Genomic DNA, 19,031 nt, shown 5'->3' with positions numbered 1-19,031 from the left:
GCATGCACGAGATCCACACGCGGATCATGTGGTGTTTGCTCGCTGGCGGGGTGCTGTTGGCGGGGCTGGTGTCTACCGATGCGCAGGGCGTGGGCTTTGCCCGGGCGCTGCAGACCTGGGTGCAGGTCTTGCTGCTGCTCGCTGCCCTGGCCACCCTCGGCTGGGGCGGGCGCCTGCTGCTGCAGGGCAGCGGTGGCAGTGCGTTCATGGGCCGCCCGCTGTGGGTCTGCAGTGCCGTCGCGTTGGGCGGTTTTGCGGTGGTGCTGGCACTGCCGCTGCGCTTGTCTGAACACGGCAGCCGGCCCGCCTTGTGGATGGAGCTGGCAGTCAACCTGTTGCTATCAATAAGCCTATTGATAGTTTCCATAGATTTATTGTCGTCTGCGCGGCGCAACAGCCCGGGTACCGTGGCCCGGGCCAGCCAGTGGCTGTACCTGCAAAGCAATAGCGCGGTGCTGACGGCGACGGCGCTCTTGGTGGCGGTGACGGCGGTGGTCGCGCAAGGCCTGGTCGATCTGGACGGCGTGCGCCGCTATGTCTTGCCGCTGGGTATGCTGGCCTGCTGCGCCTGGGCTGCGGTACAGAGCCGCCATTTTGCCGGCCAGTCCGGCCGCTGGACGGTGTTGAGACTCGCGGCCGCCTTGGCCGTGGGCGCAGCGGCCATCCTGCTGGGCGCGGGCAGCCACTGGGCGATGCTGCTGGAGCAGGCGGCCTGGTGCTATGCGCTGTCGGTGCTGGCTCTGGTGTTGATCATGGCCTCGCTGCGCCACAGCCTGGTGGGCTGGGCCTCGGCCCACCCGGCGCGCCTGCAGGGCGAGGAATGGCTGGAGCAGGCCCCCATCGGTGTGGTGCGGGTTGACGGCGCAGGCGCCATCGTGCATGCCAACCGCACCCAGCTGGACTGGCTGGGCGTGTCCAGCCTGGTGGACCAGCCCTGGACCGCGGCGCTCGCCCCCAGCCTGCGCAGCCAGGCCCCCGATTGGCTGGCACGCTTGCGCGCAGGACAGTCGCTCGCCTTTGAGCAAAGCATTGATACACCCCAGGGCCTGCGCCACTTCCAGACCGATATCCTGGTCGCCCCGCAAGGGCGCGATGCGCATGCCTTCATGCTGCTCTCGCACGATGTGTCGATGCAAAAGCTGATGGTCGGCCGCGTGCAGGAGCAGCAGTCGCAGCTGGTGTCGCTGGTCAGTGCCATCCCGGACCTGGTCGTGCTCAAGGGGGCCGATGGGCGCTTCTTGCACTGCAACCAGGCGTTTGAGCGCCTGGTGGGCCTGGCACACGCGCAGATCATTGGCCGCACGACTTCGGACCTGGGCCTGCAAGGGCGCATGCCCTCTGACTGGGAAACCGACCTGCGTGCGCGCAACAGCAACACGCCCGTCGTCTACGAAGAGACCTTGCAGTTTGCCGACAATGGCTACCAGGGCCGTTTCGAGATCACCAAATCGGCCATTCGCGCCGCCAATGGCGAGGTCACCGGCCTGCTGTGCATCTGCCGCGACCTGGCCGAGCGCAGCCGCGCGCGCAAGGAGATCGAGCGCCTGGAGTTCTTCGATGTGCTCACCGGCCTGCCCAACCGCCGCATGCTGATGGACCGGCTCGAATGGTCGATCATCGCCTGCAAGCAGCGCGGCACCTATGCGGCGCTGCTGTTCATCGATCTGGACAATTTCAAGGACCTCAACGATTCGCTGGGCCACCAAAAGGGTGACCGGCTGCTGTGCGAAGTGGGCAAGCGCCTGATTGCCAGCGTGCGCAGCGGCGATGTGGTCGCGCGCTTTGGCGGCGACGAGTTTGTCGTGCTGGTCGAGAACCTGGGCGCCGAGCGCGTGCAGGCCGAAGCCCATGTGCGCTCGGTGGTCGAGCATGTGATCACCCGTTTCAAGCAGCCCTTTGTGCTCGACGGCCAGTCCCACCACAGCACGCCCAGCATTGGCGTGACGGTGTTTGGCGACCATGAATCGCTGACGGTGCAGGAGCTGCTCAAGCGCGCCGACCTGGCGATGTACGAGGCGAAATCGGCCGGCCGCAACACGCAGCGCTTCTTTGATCCGCAGATGCAGGCCATCGTCAACGCGCGTGCCAATCTGGAAAGCGACCTGCGCCAGGCCATCCACGACGGCGAGCTGCAGGTCTACTACCAGCCGGTGATGAATGGCAGCGGCAGCCTGGTGGGCGCGGAAGCCTTGGTGCGCTGGCGCCACCCGGCGCGTGGCCTGGTCATGCCGATCGAGTTCATCGACCTGGCCGAGCAGACCGGGCTGATTGTCGACCTGGGCAACTTCGTGATGCGCACCGCCTGCGAGCAGCTGGCGCTGTGGGCGGCCAGCCCCTCCACCCAGGCGCTGACCATGTCGGTCAATGTGAGCCCCCGGCAGTTCCACAACCAGGGCTTTGTCGATGAGGTGCTGGGCATTGTGGCGCAGACGGGTGCCAACCCCGCACGCCTGAAGCTGGAGCTGACCGAGAACCTGCTGCTGGGCGATGTCAATGAAACCGTCAACCGCATGCGCCAGCTCAAGGAGCGCGGCGTGGGCTTCTCGCTCGATGACTTTGGCGTGGGTTATTCGTCGCTGTCCTACCTCAAGCGCCTGCCGCTCGACCAGCTGAAGATCGACCGCAGCTTTGTCAGCGATGTGCTGAGCGACGTCAGCGATGCGGTGATTGTGCGCACCATCCTGGCGCTGGCCCAGAGCCTGGAGCTCGAAGTGGTGGCCGAAGGTGTGGAGAACTCCGAGCAGGTGGACTTCCTCGTCAGCAACGGCTGCAAGCGCTTCCAGGGCTTCCATTTTGGCCGTCCGGTGCCGATTGGCGAGTTCGAGCGCCTGCACGGCTTCGCCAGCTTCCGGCCGGCTTGAGCTGCCCCATCGCCGGGTGCTGAAGCCAGCCACGAGGGCTGTTGCGCTAGCGCACAAGGCGGGCCCTGCAATCTGGGCACAATGGCGGTATGCATGAACAGATTTTGATCGCTGGCGGCGGCATCGGCGGCCTGGCCGCTGCGCTGGCCGCCATTCGCGCGGGCACCGAGGTGCGCCTGTTTGAGCGTGCTGCGCAGTTCAGCGAAGTGGGCGCCGGTGTGCAGCTGGGCCCCAACGTCGTGCGGCGCCTGCAGGCCTGGGGCCTGCAAAGGCCGCTGCAGGCGGTGGCAGCCTTTCCGCAGGCGCTGGTCTCGCGCAATGCCATCAGCGGGCAGGAGCTGGCCCGGCTGGACCTCGGCGCGCAAGCGGTGGCGCGTTACGGCGCAGCCTATGCCACCATCCACCGCGCCGACCTGCACCAGCTGCTGCTCGATGCGGTGCGGCCCAGCGCCGATCTGCACCTCAACCTGTACAACGCCGTGGACTACCACGAGGACAACGGCCGCGTCGTCACCATCACCACCAAGCAGGGCAAGCAGATCGAGGGCGATGCGCTGGTGGGAGCCGATGGCATCTGGAGCCGCACGCGGCTGCGCCTGCTCCATGATGCGCCCCCGCGCGTGACGGGCCACCTGGCCTACCGGGCGCTGGTGCGCCAGAGCGATCTGCCGGCGGCCTGGCGCACCGACGTGGTCAGCGCCTGGATGGGGCCGCGCTTTCATGCGGTGCAGTACCCCGTGCGCGGCGGCGACATGCAGAACCTGGTCATCATTGTCGAGGGCGCCGCGCCCGATGACCTGGAGCACTGGGACCATGCCGGCAACGGCGCCGATCTGCAGCGGTGCCTGGCCGGTGCGCACCGCCAGCTGCTGGGCCTGGTGGATGTGGTAAATGCCACAGGCGCTGCCTGGCGGCTCTGGCCGCTGGCAGACCGCGCACCGATGACTGGCCCCCAGGAGATGGCGCAAGGCCTGGTCGCGCTGCTGGGCGACGCCGCCCACCCGATGCGGCCCTACCTGGCCCAGGGTGCGGGCATGGCGATTGAAGATGCGGCCGAGCTGCAGCGTGCCTTGACCATGCACGACCTGGAGATGCCGCTGCGCCTGCGGCGCTATGCGCTCAACCGCTGGCAGCGCAATGCCCGGGTGCAGGCGCGCGCGATCCGCAATGGTGAGATTTTCCATGCACGCGGCCTGGTGGCCCTGGGGCGCGATACGGCGCTGCGCGCCATGGGCGCCAAGCTGATGGATGTGCCCTGGCTGTACCGGGGTGATGGCTCATCGGCCTCGGCGCTGTAGCGCGGGCGCGCCAAGCCGCGCCAGGCCCGATGGGGCCTAATGGCGTGCCGGGGCCTGTTGCGCCAGCAGCAGCGGTGACTGCGGCAAAAAGCGGAAGGCCAGGCAGCCCAGCATCAGCATGCCGGCCACAAACAGCATCACATACTGGTAGATCTCGCCGCCGTGCTGCTGCGCGTAGGACGCGACGATGCCCGAGAGCCACTGCATCAGCGCCACACCCAGGAACATCGCCATCGTGTAGACCGACAGCGCGCGGCCGGTGGTCTCCTTGGGGTAGGAGGAGCGCACATCGGCGTACTGCAGCACCGAGTAGCCCGAGGCCAGGCCCATGAACATGATCAGCGCCACGGTGGCCGCAGCATGGTGCACAAAGGCCAGCGCGCAGAAAGTGCAGGCCATCACGGCCGCCCCGGCGATGATGCGGCGCCGGCGGCGTGCCGGGCCCGGGTCCAGCCGGCCAAAGACCGATGGCGTGAACAGCGAGATCATCGACACCACCAAGGCCACATTGCCGGTCGCCACCAGCGAGAAGCCATAGCGGTCGATCAGCATCGGGCTGAGCCAGAGCCCGCGCACCGTCAGAAACGAGGCATAGCCCACCATGCCCATGATGGCGATGGCCCAGGTATGGGGCACCAGCAGCAGGCCGCCAAAACCCTTGACGGCCGTGAGCCAGCTGGGCTTGGGCAGGTCATCGCTGGGCAGATGCGGTTCGTGCACGCGCAAAAAAATCGCTATCCAGGACAGCGCGCAGAGCACGGCCAGCAGGCCAAAGCCCCAGCGCCAGCCGTAGTGCTGCACCAGCCAGGCCAGCGGCGTGCCGGTAAACAGCAGGCCCAGGCCGCCCACGCCCATGCCGACGCCGGACATGAACGCAAAGCGGTCGCTCGGGAAATGGCGCGCAATGAACATCGTGCAGGCCAAAAAGGCCGGTGAGCAGCCAATGCCGATCAGCAGCTGGCCCAGCATCAGCCCGTGGTAGCTGGGCGCGAGCGCCGAGATCAGCGAGCCGGCAATGGCCAGCGGGAAGGCGGTGAGCACGGTCTTGCGCAGGCCATACAGGTCCATGCCCACGCCCATGAACAGCTGCGTGACGCCGAATGACAGGCCAAACAGCCCGGCAAAGGCGCCCAGCGACTCCGCTGACAGCCCGAAATCGGTGCGCAGCCCATCGGCAATGATGGAGGTGACGGTGCGGAAAGCCTGGCTCAGTGAGAAGGCCGACAGCAAGGTCAGCAGCATGGCCCAGAGCAGGGTGGACGAGGGCGCCGCAGGGCGCCCGGTGGGGGAGGGTGTAGGTGGGACCGGCATGGCTGAGAGTGCGGGCAACAAGCCAGGGCCAGAGGGTGCCGGTCCTAATAGAGTCACCAACATAACCTTTGATACGTCGTTCTCAAGCCTTGCCGTACCTCTGTACTGTCTGCGGCTTGATGCCTCGTCTCAACCGCAAACCTTCGGTTTGCTGGGTGATGTCAGTGCCTCTTAATATGCGCCATTGGCCAGCAGGGGGCTGGCGCGGCTTGTTATATGCGACTGCCACTATAGAGGACTCTGGCCGGCTCTGCACGGCGCAGTGTCACTTGGGGCAACCCCTGGGTGGGGTTGAGGCAGCTTACAGGTTGGTGCGCAGCGACCAGATCTCGGGGAAGAGCACGACATCAAGCATTTTCTTCAAGTAGCTCACGCCGCCGGTGCCACCGGTGCCGCGCTTGAAGCCAATCACGCGCTCGACGGTGGTGAGGTGGCGGAAGCGCCAGAGGCGGAAGGCATCTTCGATATCGGTCAGCTTCTCGCCCAGCTGGTAGAGGTCCCAGTATTTGTGCGGATCGCTGTACACGGTGATCCAGGCCTGCTTGACCCCTTCGCTCTCGGCGTACGGCTGCGTCCAGTCGCGCTGCAGCGCCTCGGCCGGCACGGCAATGCCTTCACGTGCCAGCAGCTGCAGCGCAATGTCGTACAGCGATGGCGACTCGTAAGCCGCCTGCACCTGGGCCAGCAGGTCTGCCCGGTGTGCATGGGGCTTGAGCATGGCGGCGTTCTTGTTGCCCAGCGAGAACTCGATGCAGCGGTACTGCGCGCTCTGAAAGCCGCTGGAATTGGCCAGGTAGGGGCGCATGGCCGTGTACTCGGGCGGGGTCATGGTCGAGAGCACGGTCCAGGCATTGACCAGCTGTTCCATGATGCGCGAGACGCGCGCGAGCATCTTGAAGGCCTCGGGCTTGGTGTTGTCTGCCGGGTTGGCCATGGCCTGCATGGCAGCGCGCAGCTCATGGAGCATCAGCTTCATCCACAGCTCGCTGGTCTGGTGCTGCACGATGAACAGCATCTCGTCGTGCGCGGGCGACAGCGGGTGCTGGGCGTTGAGGATCTCGTCCAGGTGCAGGTAGTCGCCATAGCTCATGTCTTTGCTGAAGTCGAGCTGTGCGCGCTCTTCATGCACAATGGATTCGGGCTTGCTGGGGGTGTCTCGCATGGTGTGTGGGGCAGTGCAAGCGGCGTCAATTGCAGCGCAAGAATGGCACTGCACAACCGGGCCGCAAGGCCTAAAGTGGCTGCATCGATTGTACTGAGGTGATTCGCATGAAACCGTCTGCCCCATCCACACCCAGCGCCACTTCGGAGGCCGTGCCGGCGCGCGGCGCTGCCGCTTTGGCCGCCTCCCGCGCGCAGCAAACCCTGGCCGATCCGCGCTGGGCCGATGTACAGGGCCGCCAGGCTGCAGCCGATGGCCGCTTTGTCTATGCGGTGCGCAGCACCGGCGTTTTTTGCCGGCCCTCTTGCAGCTCGCGCCTGGCCAAGCCCGAAAACGTGCAATTTTTCGACACCGCAGCGCAGGCCCAGGCCGCCGGCTACCGCGCCTGCAAGCGCTGCCAGCCCGAGGCGGCAGCCAAGCCCGGTCATGTGGCCTTGATGACCCAGCTCTGCGACTGGATCGCCACGGCGGAAGACGAGCCCAGCCTGGCCGAGTTGGCCGAGCGTGCCGGCATGAGCCCCTTCCATCTGCAGCGCGTCTTCAAGGCGGCCGTCGGTGTATCGCCCAAGGCCTATGCCAAGGCCCAGCGCCGCCAGCGCCTGCAAACCGCGCTGGGCGATGCGCAAGAGGCGCCCCGCGTCATCGATGCGATCTTTGATGCCGGCTTTGCCAGCACCGCGCAGCTCTACCGCGACAGCCAGGCCGTGCTGGGCATGACCCCGCGCCAGTACCGCACAGGGGGCGCCGCGCAGCAGATCCGCTTTGGCGTGGCCGAATGCAGCCTCGGCCCCATCCTGGTGGCCGCCACCGCGCAGGGCATTTGCGCGATCTTGCTGGGCGACGATGCCGATGCGCTGGTGCAGGACCTGCAGCAGCGTTTTCCCAAAGCCCAGTTGGCCGGGGGGGATGCCGCCTTTGAGCGCTGGATGGCCCAGGTCATCGGCTTTGTCGACGAACCCACGCGCGGCCTGGCGCTGCCGCTGGATGTGCGCGGTACCGCTTTTCAGCAGCAGGTCTGGCAGGCGCTGCGGCGGATCCCCGTCGGCAGCACTGTCAGCTACAGCGAGCTGGCGCGCAAGCTGGGCATGCCCCAGGCCAGCCGTGCGGTCGCTGGCGCCTGCGCGGCCAATGCGATTGCCGTCGCCATTCCCTGCCACCGGGTGGTGCGCAATGATGGAGGCCTCTCCGGCTACCGCTGGGGCGTGGACCGCAAGCGCGCATTGCTGCAGCACGAGGCCGAGCTGGCACCGCAGGCGCCACGGGTGGCGCGCCATGGCTAAGCGCCTGGCCAGCGCTGCACAGGTTGCGCTGCCGCTGGAGGCTGAGGCCAGCGCAGCGCTGCCGCAATCCGCTGCCCCGGCACAACCCGATGCAGATGGCGCAGATGTAGCCAGTGAGGCAAGCCTGCCGCGCTATGACTGGGCCGCTGTGGGCAGCCAGCTGGACCGCCAGGGCTGGGGCCTGCTACCCGGTTTGCTGGATGCCGCGCAATGCCAGCAGATGGCCGCGATGTATGACGAAGCGGCGCATTTTCGCAGCCGCATCCAGATGCAGCGCCACGCCTTTGGCCGGGGCGAGTACCAGTACTTTGCCTACCCGCTGCCAGCGCTGCTGCAGGCCTTGCGCACGGCACTCTATGCCCGCTTGCAGCCCGTGGCGGAGCAATGGCGCGCGCAGCTCGCAGCCGCCGCGCCGCCTTGGCCTGCGCAGCATGCGGCCTTGCTGGCGCAGTGCCATGCAGCGGGCCAGCGGCGGCCCACACCGCTGCTGCTGCGCTATGGCGCGGGCGACTACAACTGCCTGCACCAGGACCTGTATGGCGAACTGGTGTTTCCGCTGCAGGTGATCGTGCTGCTGTCGCAGCCGGGCGAGGATTTTGACGGCGGCGAGCTGGTGCTGACCGAGCAGCGCCCCCGCATGCAGTCGCGCGTGCAGGTGCTGCCGCTGCAGCGCGGTGATGCGGCCATCATTGCGGTGCGCGAGCGGCCGGTGCAGGGCACACGCGGCAGCTACCGGGTGCAGCACCGCCATGGGGTCTCCACCGTGCTGCGGGGCGATCGCCATACCTTGGGCATTGTGTTCCACGATGCAGAGTAAGCGCTGAAACAGCCCTGACTTTATCGCCCGCAGTCCATCCTCTATAGTGGGGATCCACGGCAGCCGCCGCCATCTACCGACCACGCCATGTCCCTGGAACTGACGACCCAAGTCGCCCTGCCTGCCAACTACCGCCCGCAGGACATGCTGGCCCTGCATGCCCGCGATGCCTTGCAGGCGTCCGAGAAAGTCGAAGGGCTGCGTGTCAGCAAGGGCTTGGTCTGGCAGGGCCAGCCTGCGCTGCTGCAGCTGGAGATGGTGGATGGCGCAGCGCGCGCGGTCGCCAGTTTGGCGGTCGATGGCACAGCGCCGACCGGCAACGACCCCGCTGCACTCGATGCGATGCTGGCGCGCATGCTGGGCCTGGGTGACGGGGCGGACCAGCTGGCGCTGCAGCATGGCCAGCACCCGGTGCTGGGCCCCTTGCTGCTGGCCCAGATGGGCTTGCGCGTGCCCGCCAGCAGCAGCCCCTTCGAGGCCCTGGTCTGGGCCATTACCGGCCAGCAGATCAGCGTGGCGGCGGCGATTGCGCTGCGCCGGCGCCTGATTGCGGCCACGGCCTTGCAGCACAGCAGCGGCATGCTCTGCCACCCCGATGCCGCCGCGCTGGCGGCGCTGACGCCCGAGCAATTGCGGGCAGCGGGCTTCTCGGTCAGCAAGATCGCGACCCTGGAGCGCGTCTGCGCCGCCGTGCTGGACGGCAGCCTGCCGCTCGATGCCTGGGCCGCCCAGCCCTTGCAGGCGCAAGACGCCCAGGCGATTGAAGATGCGCTGCTGGCCATCAAGGGCATTGGCCCCTGGACCGTGCATTACGCGTTGCTGCGTGGCTTTGGCTGGCTGGATGGCAGCCTGCATGGCGATGTGGCGGTGCGCAATGCGCTGGCCCGCTTGCTGGATGTGCCCAGCGTCTCCCAGCGCGAGGCCGAGCAGTGGCTGGGTGCATTTGCGCCCTGGCGGGCGCTGGTGGCGGCCCACCTCTGGGCCAGCCTGTCGGCCAAAAGCTACTGAGGACTGGCTTCAAGGGCCTGCAGCGTATCGCCACTGGCCGGGCGCAGCAGGCCCAGCACCACCAGGGCGGAGACCGTGGCTATCGCCGCCAGCACATACAGCAGCTGGGCAAAGGCCTGGCCATAGGCATGTTGCAAACCCAGCGCAGCTGCCGCATCGGGCTGGGCGGGCAGCCAGGCCAGCGCCTGGCGCAGCTCGCCCATCGCCAACTGCTGGGCGGCGGTTTGCAGGCTGGCCGCATCCAGCACCGCCGGCAGATGTGGGGTGATCAAGCCGGCTAGCATCGCGGTCACCATTGCCAGCGCAATGCCTTCGCCGGCCACCCGCACGGTGCTGAAAATGCCGGTGGCCATGCCCGCGCGCTCCTGGGGCACGAGGCTTACCGACAGCCCATCCATCAGGCCCCAGGGCAGACCCGCGCCGCTGCCGATCAGCAAGAGCGGCAGCACCCTTGCCATGCCCCCGGCATCCACAGGCACCTGCGCCAGCCACACCAGGCCCCCGGCGGCCAGCAGCAAGCCAGCGGCTGAGATAGGGCCGGCGTGGAACCAGCGCGTGAGCCAGGCTGCTACCAGCGGCACCACCAGCATCGGGGCCGACAGCGCCAGCATCCACCAGCCCGCTGCCACCTCGCTGTAGCCGGCAATGCCGATCAGCTGCAGCGGCAGCAGCACCAGCAGCACCACATAGCAGTAGCAGGTCGCAATAGGCAGCACCTGCACACCGATAAAGCGCGGGTAGCGGAACAGGCTCAGGTCCAGCATCGGCCGGGCCACGCGCCGCTCCACGGCGATGAAGAGCAGCAGCGCAAGGATGGATGCCAGCAGCAGCGCGATGACCTGCGGACTGCGCCAGCCCAGCGCGGCGGCCTGCACCATGCCCAGCGTCAGCAAGACCAGCATGCTGGTGAACAGCAGCGCACCGGGCCAGTCCAGCCCCTGGGCCTGCGGGTCGCGCGACTCGCGCATCGCCACCATGCCCACCAGCAAGGCGACCAGGCCCAGGCCAGCGCAGAGCGCAAATCCGGCCTGCCAGCCGGTCTGCTCGATCAGCCAGCCTGTCAGCAGTGGCCCAAAGGCCAGGCCGGTGCCAAAGGTGGTGCCCAGCAGGCTAAAGGCCTGGGCGCGCTGGGCCGGCGCAAACTCCTGCGCCAGTGCGGCCGTGCCGCCGGCCAGCGTTGCAGCTGCGGCCACCCCTTGCAGCGCACGCAGCAGGTCAATCTGCCAGACGCTGCGCGCCAGCACCAATGCCAGGCCCGCGAGGCAAAAGGTCGACAGACCCAGCAAAAACAGCCGCTTGCGCCCCCACTGGTCGGCCAGTGCGCCAGCGGCCATCAGGCAACTGCCAAAGCCCAGCATGAAGGCATTGGTGATCCAGCCCAGGCTGGTGGCGCTGCCGCCCAGTGCACGGCCAATCGCAGGCGTGGCCACGGCCCCGCCAGAAAAGCTGAGTGGCAGCACCAGCGCTGCCAGACAAACGGATGCCAGAACCATCCAGGGCCCGCGCCAGGCGGAGGGTAAAACACGGTACATAGCCAACTCCTGCAAAAACACGCTGTGGAGCTTAATGAGGAATAGATTGCCAATAAACAGGCCGATCGTTGTTTGATTAACAACCAAATTTCCGTAATATGTGCGCATGGACAACATGAACCACATCGCCGCCTTTGTGCAGGCGGCCGAGCGCCGCAGTTTTGTGGCCGCTGCCCGTGCCTTGGGCATCTCGGCATCAGCCGTCGGCAAAAGCGTGGCCAAGCTGGAGGCGCAGCTGGGCACGCAGCTGCTGGTGCGCACCACGCGGCGCGTGTCGCTGTCGCATGAGGGCGAGCTGATGTACACGCACTGGCGCCGCATCCTTGATGACCTGCAGGATGCGCAGGCGCTGCTGTCGAGCACGCAAAGCAGTCCCCGGGGCCTGTTGCGCATTGGCCTGCCCACCATTGGCTACCGCTTCTTGCTGCCGGTGATTCCAGACTTCCGTGCGCGCTACCCGGATATCGCGCTGGACCTGGACTTCAACGACCGGCTGGTCGATGTCGTCGAGGCGCGCCTGGATGCGGTGATCCGCAGCGGGATGCTGGCCGACTCCAGCCTCAGCGCCCGGCGCCTGGGCCTGTTCCGCTTTGTGCTCTGCGCATCCCCCGCCTATCTGGCGCAGCGCGGCCGGCCCCAGCGCCCCGAGGAGCTGGCGGCGCATGACTGCCTGCGTTTTCGCTTTCCCACCTCGGGCAAGCTGCAGCCCTGGCAGATGGGCGGTGACACGGCCGAGGCGCAGCAGGATGCCGCTGCCCACCCGCCGGCGCTGACCTGCAACAACATGGAGGCCTTGCGCGGCGCGGCGATCGGGGGCCTGGGCATCGCCTATATGCCCGATTTTCTGGCCCGCGATGCGCTGGCCGATGGCAGCTTGGAGACGGTGCTGGACGACTGTCTTACCTATTCCGGCCAGTTCAGCATCCTCTGGCCTTCGGGCCGGCTGATGTCGCCGCGCCTGCGCGTGTTTGTGGACTTTGTGGCCGAGCGGCTGTTCCAGCCCCCGTCGCCATAAAGCCCATCGAGGCCAGGCGCCGGGGCATCAGCCGCCGTGTGCCGGAGCTGCCACCAGCAGGATGAAATGCGCAACGCCCCGGCCTTCGTTGGCAAAGTGGTGCTCGGTGTCCATCGCCAGCTGGGCGCTGTCACCCGCCTGCAGCAGCACGGAATCAGCACCGGTAAAGACGCGCAGGCTGCCGGTCTCGACATAAAACACCTCGCGCGTGCCCGGGCGGTGCGGCGCGAAGTGGCTGGAGGTCTGGCCCGGCGGCACCGCATAGTGCAGCAGCTCCAGCCCCGGCAGCGGGCGGGCCAGCGCCAGGCGCACGATACCGGTGTCCTCATGCACAAAGCGCGCATGTTCGCCCGCGCGGGTGATCTGCGCAGGGGCAGGGCTTTGCACCAGATCGCTCAGCTCGCAGCCCAGGCCGCGCGCAATGGCCATCGCGTTGCGCAGGCTCACGCTGAGCAGGCCCCGCTCCACCCGGGACAGCGCCCCGGAAGTCACGCCACTGGCCTGCGCCAACTGGTCCAGGGTGATGGCCAGCTGGGCGCGGCGGGCGCGCACCGCCAGGCCGAACTGCAGGTCGGAGTCCGCGCTGGGTGGGGAGTTTTCAGTCGACATGGATTGACTATATTTCGTGTAGGAAATATTATTTGCCTATATGCAATTTCAACAAGAGCTCTCCCAATGTACCTGTTCTTGAGTGCGTCACCGGTCCTGGCTGTCATCGCGGGGCTGCTGCTGGGGCTGCGTTCGCTGTATGCGGCGCTGATCGGGGTGGTGCTGGCGCTGGCCGGCTGCCTGCTGGCTTTTCCGCTTAGCGGGCCTGCGGCGCTGCAGGCCGTGACCAGCTGGCTGCCGGTGCTGGTCGAGGTGCTGCTGATTGTGGGCGGGGGCCTCTTGCTGTCCGAAGTGCTGCGCGCTGCCGGAGCACAAAAGGCGCTGGCGCAGTGGGTGATGGGCCGCACCGGCGAAGGCGTGGGCGCCGTGCTGCTGGTGGTGCATGGGGTCACGCCCTTTGCCGAGTCGCTGACCGGCTTTGGCATTGGCATCACCATCGGCATCCCGCTGCTGGCGCACAGCGGTTTGCCGGCACGCAAGGTCGCGCTGATTGGCCTGCTGGGCCTCTGCGCCGTGCCCTGGGGCTCCATGGGCCCGGGCACCTTGATTGCGGCCACCATGGCCGGGCTCGGCTTTGATGCGCTGGGCGTGGCCTCGGCGGCGGTGAGTGTGATTCCGATGGTGGTCGTCGGTGTGGTCGCAGCGGGGCTGGCCAGTGCGCCGGGCCGGCGTGCGGGGGCCATGCTGCAGGGTGCGCTGTCGGGCCTGGTGCTGGCGCTGGCCATTGGGCTGAGCAATGCGCTGGCAGGCACCTCGGCCGCTGGTGCGCTGGGCGCCTTGCTGATGACCGTGCTCTGGCTCTGGCTGGGCCGGCGGGGTGCCGCTTCCGTGGGCCAGGCTGCTGCGCCGCTGGGCCCTTTGGGTTGGCGCGCGTTGGCCGCCTATGGTTTGTTGCTGCTGGGCGTGCTGGTGGCGGGTGCCGTGCTGCGGGCCTTGCAAGGCGCAGGCGCCTGGCATTTGCTGGCATCACCCGCACTGTGGCTGTTTGTGGCGGCAGCCTGGTTTGCGCGAGGCCTGCCGGCGGCCAGCAGCCTGCAGCGGGTGTGGCAGTCCTGGCGCCAGGTGGCACCCGTGACGGGGCTGTTCATCGTGCTGGGCGTCGTGATGGCGGTATCTGGCATGGCCGCGCAACTGGCCCATGCCTTGGCGCAGGGCGGTAGCGCCTATGTGTTTGCGGCGCCTTTTGTGGCTGCCCTGGGCGGCTTTTTGACTGGCTCCAACACGGGGGCCAATGCGATGTTTGCCGCCACCCAGGCCGAGATTGCGCAGGCCTTGGGCGTCGCGGTGCTGCCCTTTATGGCGGTCCACAATGTCAGTGCAGCGCTGCTGCTGATGGCATCGCCCGGCAAGGTGGAGATGGCCTGCCAGCTGGTGTCCGGGACGGCACAGACTGAGCGCGCCTGGGTGCAGTCCCAGGTGCTGCTGGTCACCGGGCTGGCGGTGCTGCTGATGGCGGTGCTGAATGTGCTGCTCAGCGCTGTGCTGCTGCAGACTTAGGCGCCAAGCTGCCAGCCAGCTCGGGCAGCTGCGGCTGGATTTGCCGGGCCGAGGTGTTGCTGAGCCAGCGGCCCAGGTGCTTGCGCTGGCAGACCTGCAGCTCGCTCAGCAGTGCATGGCTGGGGTCGGGAATATGCCAGCGGCTGCGCAGGTCGGCCTGCATGCGCAGCAGCAAATGGGCGGTCATTTCTGCATCGGCCAGCGCCCGGTGGGCCTTGTCGGCCGGCGGCAGTTGCAGATGGCGCACGATCTTGCCCAGCGAGTGGCTGGGCGCCTCGGGGTAGAGGCGGCGCGACAGCAAGACCGTGCAGGCAAACAGGCTGCCGACAGGCGCTGCGGCCGGGCTGGCTGCGCAGCCTGCGCGCTCCAGCTCATCCAGCCAGAACTTGCTGTCAAACGATGCGTTGTGTGCCACCAGCGGCGCCGTGCCGACAAAGTCCGCTGCCTCGCGCATCACCTGCTCAGCGGGCGCCGCCGCCTGCAGCATTGCGGTGGTGATGCCGGTGAGCTGCGTGATAAAGCTGGGCATGCGCTGGCCGGCATTCATCAGGTTCTGGTAGCGGTCCACAATGCGGCCGTTCTCGACCATGACAATGCCGACCTCGGCCGCCCGCGCGCCATGCGCCGGGCTCATGCCGGTGGTTTCAAAGTCGAGAATGGCGATGCGTTCGGACATGGCGGGGCGGGTGCTGGGCGTGGTCGGCAATCAGGTCACCGCATGGATGCGGTTGAACTCGGGCTTTTGCCATTCGCCCGATTCCAGCACCTGGCGCAGGTGCTCGACCGCGTTCCACACGTCCTCAAAACGGGTGTAGAGGGGGGTGAAGCCAAAGCGCAGAATGTCCTTGTGCGGGCCGTTGCCGCCATCGCCCTTGCGGAAGTCACCGATAACGCCCCGGGCGATCAGCGCCTGCACGATGGCATAGGCGCCGCTGCCCTGGCCGTCCACGCCCGCGCCGTCGTCGCGCGTGAGGCACACCTGCGAGCCGCGCGCAAAGATATCGCGCGGCGTGGCCAGGCCCAGGCCGTAGCCGGCGCAGCGGGTCTCCACCAGCTCGATGAACAGGTCGGTCAGTGCCACGGACTTGCGGCGCAGCGCCGTCATGCCGCCGTATTTCTCGGCTTCGGTAAAGATGTCCAGGCCGCACTGCAGGGCCGACAGCGCAATCATCGGCTGGGTGCCGCACATGTAGCGGCGGATGCCGGCGGCTGGCTGGTAGCCGCTGTTGAAGGCAAACTGCTCGGCATGGCCAAACCAGCCCGACAGCGGCTGCCAGAACTTGTCGGTATGGCGTGCATGCACCCAGACAAAGGCCGGGGCGCCGGGGCCGCCATTGAGGTATTTGTAGCTGCAGCCCACGGCGTAGTCGGCGTTGGCGGCATTCAGGTCCACCGGCACGGCGCCGGCCGCATGGGCCAGGTCCCAGACGGTCAGCACGCCCTGGGCATGCGCATCGCGCGTGACCTGGGTCATGTCGTGCATGTGGCCGGTGCGGTAGTTCACGTGGCTGAGCAGCAGCACGGCCACGTCGGTGGTCAGGCAGGCGGGCAGCTCCTCGGGCTCGATCAGCACCAGCTCCAGGTTGTGCTGCTTGCACAGCGACTCGGCGATGTACAGATCGGTGGGGAAGTTGCTGCGCTCGCTGATGACCTTGGTGCGCGGCGCCGGGTCGGAGAACTCTTGCTGCGACAGGCGGATGGCCGCGCTCAGCACCTTGTAGAGGTTGACCGAGGTGGTGTCGGTGAACACGACTTCGCCGGGCTTGGCGCCTATCCAGGGCGCAAACTGGTCGCCCAGGCGCTGGGGCAGGTCGATCCAGCCGGCATCGTTCCAGCTGCGGATGAGGCCCTGGCCCCATTCACGCTGCACCACATCGGCCACGCGCGCGGCCGTGGCCTTGGGCAGTGGGCCCAGCGAGTTGCCGTCCAGGTAGATCACGCCGTCGGGCAGGTCGAACAGATGGCGCAGCGGCGCCAGCGGCTCATGCTGGTCAACGTCGCGGCAGGCTTCCAAGGTGGTCATGGCTATGTCTCTTTGTCAAGGGTGGCGGGCAGGCGCTGGTGGGTCAGGCGCCTGCCGCAAGGGATGGGGTGGTTCAGACCGAGGCCTGATTGTAGGTGCCGGGCAGCGAGCGCAGCGCGGCGCGCACCGGCGAGGCATCGGCCTGCACGAGCTTGAGCGGCAGCGCGATCAGCTCGTAGTCGCCTTCGGGCACGGCGTCCAGCACCAGGTTCTCCAGCACGCGCATGTCGTGGCGGCGGATGGTCTGGTGGCTGGGCAGGGCCTTGCTGTCGGCCGGGTCGATGCTGGCGGTGTCAATGCCGATCAGCCGCACGCCCAGCGCAGCCAGGCGCTCTACGGTCTCGGCCGCATAGCCGGTCAGGCCCGCATCCCATTGGGTTTGCGGCATCTGCTGGTAGGTGCGCACCAGCACGCGCTCGGGCAGGTCGTCGCGTATCGCGTGTTCGATGTGCTGCCACTCAATCAGCGGGCCGCAGCCAATCGCATGGACCACACGGCAGCGGCCCAGATAGGGCGCCAGATCGACCTGGCCGATGGTGGCGCCATCGGGCGCATAGTGCAGCGGCGCATCGGCGTGGGCCCCTGCATGCGGGGTGCTGGTGATGCTGGCCACATTGACCGGGCAACCCGGCCCGATACTGGCCACCCATTGCTGCTGGTAGGGCGTGTCGCCGGGGAACACCGGCATGCCGACGTAGACGGGCGGCGAGATGTCCCACAGGGTTGGCTCGGAATGAGGCGTGTTTGGCATAGCTATGCAATGTATCAGCGCTTGCGGTACCAGATCAGGTAGACGGCGGTCATCACCAGCAGCATGGGCACGCCGATCAGGGTGGTCATGTGGAACACATCGGTGAAATAGGTGGTGATGATCACGGCCAGCATCAGCACGGCGCCCAGCAGGGTCAGCACCGGAAAGCCCCACATGCGGAACTGCAGGCGCTCGCCCGGATGCTCGCGCTGCCAGCGGCGGCGGAAGAAGAGGTGGGTGACAAACACCATGAACCAGGCAAACATGGCGCCGAACATCGAGATCGACATCATCAGGGTGAGCGACTCCTCGGGCTTGAGCACGTTGAGCACCATGGCCACCGCCATGCCCAGGCAGGAGATCGCAATCGCGCCCATCGGCACGCCCCGGCTGTTGACCTTGCCCAGCGCTGCTGGCGCATAGCCGCCGCGCGAGAGGCTGAACATCATGCGCGAGGTGACATAGAGCTGCGCATTCATCGCCGAGAGGCTGGCCACCAGCACCACAAAATTGAGCACGCTGGCCGCGCCGGGAATGCCGACGATCTCCATCACCTTGACGAAGGGGCTCTTGTCGGTGCTGGCATGGCTCCAGGGCACGATGGCCAGCATCAAAGCCAGCGACAGCAGGTAGAACAGCACCAGGCGCAACACCGTGGTCTTGAACGCCGAGGTGACCGCCTGGCGCGGGTTCTGCGCCTCACCGGCGGCAATCGCGATCGACTCCAGGCTGAGGTAGCTGAAGATGGCGATGATCACCCCCACCCAGGTGCCCCACCAGCCATTGGGGAAAAAGCCCCGGTCTGCGGTGTAGTTGGAAAAACCCACACCTTCGGGCCGCGAGCCGAACACCACATAGGCGCCGATCAGGATAAAGGCGACGATGGCCACGACCTTGACCATGGAGAACACATACTCCATCTGCCCAAAGGCCTTGACGCTGGTGGCATTGACGGCGGCCAGCACGACCGAGAACAGCGCTACCCAAACCCATTGCTCCACCTCGGGGAACCAGTACTTCATGTACTTGCCGACGGCGGTGACTTCCATCCCCACCGCCAGCACCACGGCCGCCCAGTAGGCATAGCGCACCACAAAGCCGGCGAGCGGGCTGAGGTAGTGCTCGGCATAGGCGCCAAACGAGCCGCTGGTCGGGTGCGCGACGGTCATCTCGGCCAGGCACCCCATCAGCAAGAGGCCGATGAGCGCGCCGATGGCGTAGCTGATGAGCACGCTGGGCCCGGCAAAGCCGATGGCAAAGGCGCTGCCCATGAAGAGGCCGGTGCCGATGGCGCCGCCGATGGCGATCATCGTCATTTGGGCTGCAGTGAGTTGCTGCAGCAGCCCGCGTTCGCGGCGGGCAATCGATTCAAAAGGGGACACGGGTGGTTTTGCCTGTTATGCCTGTGGTGGCGCTGGGGCGGCTTTGCGGGCCGCTGGTGCGCGGGGAAGGTGGGGATTTTAGGATTTGTGGGAAATCCATGTTGTCTGGTTTTTGGTTGCCGCCCGATTTGGCCTTATCTTGTTGCTTGCTTGCTTAGCTAGCAGCTGCTGGCCGGGTCTCGCCCCGGCAGGCGAGGTACTTTTCTTGCGCGGCCAAGAAAAGTACCCAAAAGAAGGCCGCCCCTGCTGCTTGCGACCCTTCGCGTTGCGAAGGGCAACCTGTGTCGTGGCGTTTGCGGGGTGTGCCGCGAAACTCTCTACGCGCCAAGGCGCTCCGTTCGGACAGACGCGGCAAGCTAGTTGACGAAGCGGGGGGGCGCGTAGGGGGCCGCGCCCCCCCCCCAACCCCCCCCCCCCCGCGCCAGCAAAAAGGGGGGTTTTGGTTTTCGTGGTTGATGGTGGTGGGTTGGGGGTTTTTTTTGTGG

At 67.1% G+C, this 19,031-nt stretch carries 15 protein-coding genes; 7 read left to right on the top strand and 8 right to left on the bottom strand.

Features of this window, described 5'->3' with window-relative positions; all coding sequences use genetic code 11:
* Positions 1-2: 2 nt before the first annotated feature.
* Both WH303_RS12340 and WH303_RS12335 read left to right on the top strand, forming a co-directional pair.
* Positions 3-2,861, top strand: a complete 2,859-nt coding sequence (locus WH303_RS12340) for a putative bifunctional diguanylate cyclase/phosphodiesterase (RefSeq protein WP_339518798.1) — start codon at positions 3-5, stop codon at positions 2,859-2,861.
* An 89-nt stretch (positions 2,862-2,950) separates the two neighbouring features.
* Positions 2,951-4,159 carry an FAD-dependent monooxygenase gene (locus tag WH303_RS12335; RefSeq protein WP_339518797.1) on the top strand — a complete coding sequence of 403 codons (1,209 nt, stop codon included), beginning with the start codon at positions 2,951-2,953 and terminating at the stop codon, positions 4,157-4,159.
* Positions 4,160-4,195: 36 nt separating this feature from the next.
* Here WH303_RS12335 and WH303_RS12330 read toward each other — a convergent pair whose 3' ends face one another.
* Positions 4,196-5,470, bottom strand: a complete 1,275-nt coding sequence (locus tag WH303_RS12330; RefSeq protein ID WP_312988668.1) for an MFS transporter — start codon at positions 5,468-5,470, stop codon at positions 4,196-4,198.
* A 301-nt stretch (positions 5,471-5,771) separates the two neighbouring features.
* Positions 5,772-6,632, bottom strand: a complete 861-nt coding sequence (gene kynA, locus WH303_RS12325) for a tryptophan 2,3-dioxygenase (protein ID WP_339518794.1) — start codon at positions 6,630-6,632, stop codon at positions 5,772-5,774.
* Positions 6,633-6,739: 107 nt separating this feature from the next.
* On the opposite strand from kynA, the gene ada reads away from it, so the two are divergent.
* The 3 genes from ada to WH303_RS12310 all read left to right on the top strand — a co-directional run bounded on the left by ada (position 6,740) and on the right by WH303_RS12310 (position 9,737).
* Entirely contained in the window at positions 6,740-7,912 is a 1,173-nt protein-coding gene (gene ada / locus WH303_RS12320; RefSeq protein WP_339518793.1) for a bifunctional DNA-binding transcriptional regulator/O6-methylguanine-DNA methyltransferase Ada, read from the top strand.
* Positions 7,905-8,729 carry a 2OG-Fe(II) oxygenase gene (locus WH303_RS12315; protein WP_339518792.1) on the top strand — a complete coding sequence of 275 codons (825 nt, stop codon included), beginning with the start codon at positions 7,905-7,907 and terminating at the stop codon, positions 8,727-8,729. The genes ada and WH303_RS12315 overlap by 8 nt, the downstream gene beginning before the upstream one ends.
* An 87-nt stretch (positions 8,730-8,816) precedes the next feature.
* Entirely contained in the window at positions 8,817-9,737 is a 921-nt protein-coding gene (locus tag WH303_RS12310) for a DNA-3-methyladenine glycosylase 2 (protein ID WP_339518790.1), read from the top strand.
* Here WH303_RS12310 and WH303_RS12305 read toward each other — a convergent pair.
* A complete protein-coding gene (locus tag WH303_RS12305) occupies positions 9,731-11,269 on the bottom strand; it encodes an MFS transporter (RefSeq protein WP_339518789.1) in 1,539 nt (512 codons plus the stop codon). The two genes, WH303_RS12310 and WH303_RS12305, sit on opposite strands and share 7 nt — an antisense overlap.
* Positions 11,270-11,375: 106 nt before the next feature.
* Here WH303_RS12305 and WH303_RS12300 point away from each other — a divergent pair, with 106 nt between their 5' ends.
* Positions 11,376-12,284 carry a LysR substrate-binding domain-containing protein gene (locus WH303_RS12300; RefSeq protein ID WP_339518787.1) on the top strand — a complete coding sequence of 303 codons (909 nt, stop codon included), beginning with the start codon at positions 11,376-11,378 and terminating at the stop codon, positions 12,282-12,284.
* A 27-nt stretch (positions 12,285-12,311) separates the two neighbouring features.
* Here WH303_RS12300 and WH303_RS12295 read toward each other — a convergent pair whose 3' ends face one another.
* The gene (locus WH303_RS12295) at positions 12,312-12,893 is read right to left on the bottom strand and encodes a helix-turn-helix domain-containing protein (RefSeq protein WP_339518786.1); all 582 of its coding nucleotides are present in this window, start codon (positions 12,891-12,893) and stop codon (positions 12,312-12,314) included.
* Between the two features lie 66 nt (positions 12,894-12,959).
* On the opposite strand from WH303_RS12295, the gene WH303_RS12290 reads away from it, so the two are divergent.
* Positions 12,960-14,390: an L-lactate permease gene (locus WH303_RS12290; RefSeq protein ID WP_339518784.1), complete on the top strand. Its 1,431-nt coding sequence runs from the start codon at positions 12,960-12,962 to the stop codon at positions 14,388-14,390.
* On the opposite strand, the gene WH303_RS12285 is transcribed toward WH303_RS12290, so the two are convergent.
* The 4 genes from WH303_RS12285 to WH303_RS12270 all read right to left on the bottom strand — a co-directional run bounded on the left by WH303_RS12285 (position 14,365) and on the right by WH303_RS12270 (position 18,546).
* Positions 14,365-15,066 carry a 3'-5' exonuclease gene (locus WH303_RS12285; RefSeq protein ID WP_339518783.1) on the bottom strand — a complete coding sequence of 234 codons (702 nt, stop codon included), beginning with the start codon at positions 15,064-15,066 and terminating at the stop codon, positions 14,365-14,367. The two genes, WH303_RS12290 and WH303_RS12285, sit on opposite strands and share 26 nt — an antisense overlap.
* A gap of 30 nt (positions 15,067-15,096) precedes the next feature.
* Positions 15,097-16,413, bottom strand: coding sequence for a kynureninase (gene kynU, locus WH303_RS12280; RefSeq protein ID WP_339518782.1), 1,317 nt, complete (start codon positions 16,411-16,413; stop codon positions 15,097-15,099).
* A gap of 73 nt (positions 16,414-16,486) precedes the next feature.
* Positions 16,487-17,164: an arylformamidase gene (kynB, locus tag WH303_RS12275; protein ID WP_339518781.1), complete on the bottom strand. Its 678-nt coding sequence runs from the start codon at positions 17,162-17,164 to the stop codon at positions 16,487-16,489.
* A 14-nt stretch (positions 17,165-17,178) separates the two neighbouring features.
* Positions 17,179-18,546: an amino acid permease gene (locus WH303_RS12270; RefSeq protein WP_021027717.1), complete on the bottom strand. Its 1,368-nt coding sequence runs from the start codon at positions 18,544-18,546 to the stop codon at positions 17,179-17,181.
* Positions 18,547-19,031 lie beyond the last annotated feature (485 nt).

It is taken from the genome of Comamonas sp. MYb69, from assembly GCF_037479315.1.
GTDB lineage: Bacteria > Pseudomonadota > Gammaproteobacteria > Burkholderiales > Burkholderiaceae_C > Comamonas.
This window is presented reverse-complemented; position numbering and strand designations above follow the sequence as displayed.

Coding starts and splice junctions, on each gene's coding strand:
- kynB (WP_339518781.1), bottom strand. CDS start 17,164: ATGCCAAACACGCCTCATTCCGAGCCAACCCTGTGGGACATCTCGCCG.
- WH303_RS12315 (WP_339518792.1), top strand. CDS start 7,905: ATGGCTAAGCGCCTGGCCAGCGCTGCACAGGTTGCGCTGCCGCTGGAG.
- kynA (WP_339518794.1), bottom strand. CDS start 6,632: ATGCGAGACACCCCCAGCAAGCCCGAATCCATTGTGCATGAAGAGCGC.
- WH303_RS12340 (WP_339518798.1), top strand. CDS start 3: ATGCACGAGATCCACACGCGGATCATGTGGTGTTTGCTCGCTGGCGGG.
- WH303_RS12285 (WP_339518783.1), bottom strand. CDS start 15,066: ATGTCCGAACGCATCGCCATTCTCGACTTTGAAACCACCGGCATGAGC.
- WH303_RS12305 (WP_339518789.1), bottom strand. CDS start 11,269: ATGTACCGTGTTTTACCCTCCGCCTGGCGCGGGCCCTGGATGGTTCTG.
- WH303_RS12295 (WP_339518786.1), bottom strand. CDS start 12,893: ATGTCGACTGAAAACTCCCCACCCAGCGCGGACTCCGACCTGCAGTTC.
- WH303_RS12300 (WP_339518787.1), top strand. CDS start 11,376: ATGGACAACATGAACCACATCGCCGCCTTTGTGCAGGCGGCCGAGCGC.
- ada (WP_339518793.1), top strand. CDS start 6,740: ATGAAACCGTCTGCCCCATCCACACCCAGCGCCACTTCGGAGGCCGTG.
- WH303_RS12330 (WP_312988668.1), bottom strand. CDS start 5,470: ATGCCGGTCCCACCTACACCCTCCCCCACCGGGCGCCCTGCGGCGCCC.
- WH303_RS12335 (WP_339518797.1), top strand. CDS start 2,951: ATGCATGAACAGATTTTGATCGCTGGCGGCGGCATCGGCGGCCTGGCC.
- WH303_RS12310 (WP_339518790.1), top strand. CDS start 8,817: ATGTCCCTGGAACTGACGACCCAAGTCGCCCTGCCTGCCAACTACCGC.
- WH303_RS12290 (WP_339518784.1), top strand. CDS start 12,960: ATGTACCTGTTCTTGAGTGCGTCACCGGTCCTGGCTGTCATCGCGGGG.
- kynU (WP_339518782.1), bottom strand. CDS start 16,413: ATGACCACCTTGGAAGCCTGCCGCGACGTTGACCAGCATGAGCCGCTG.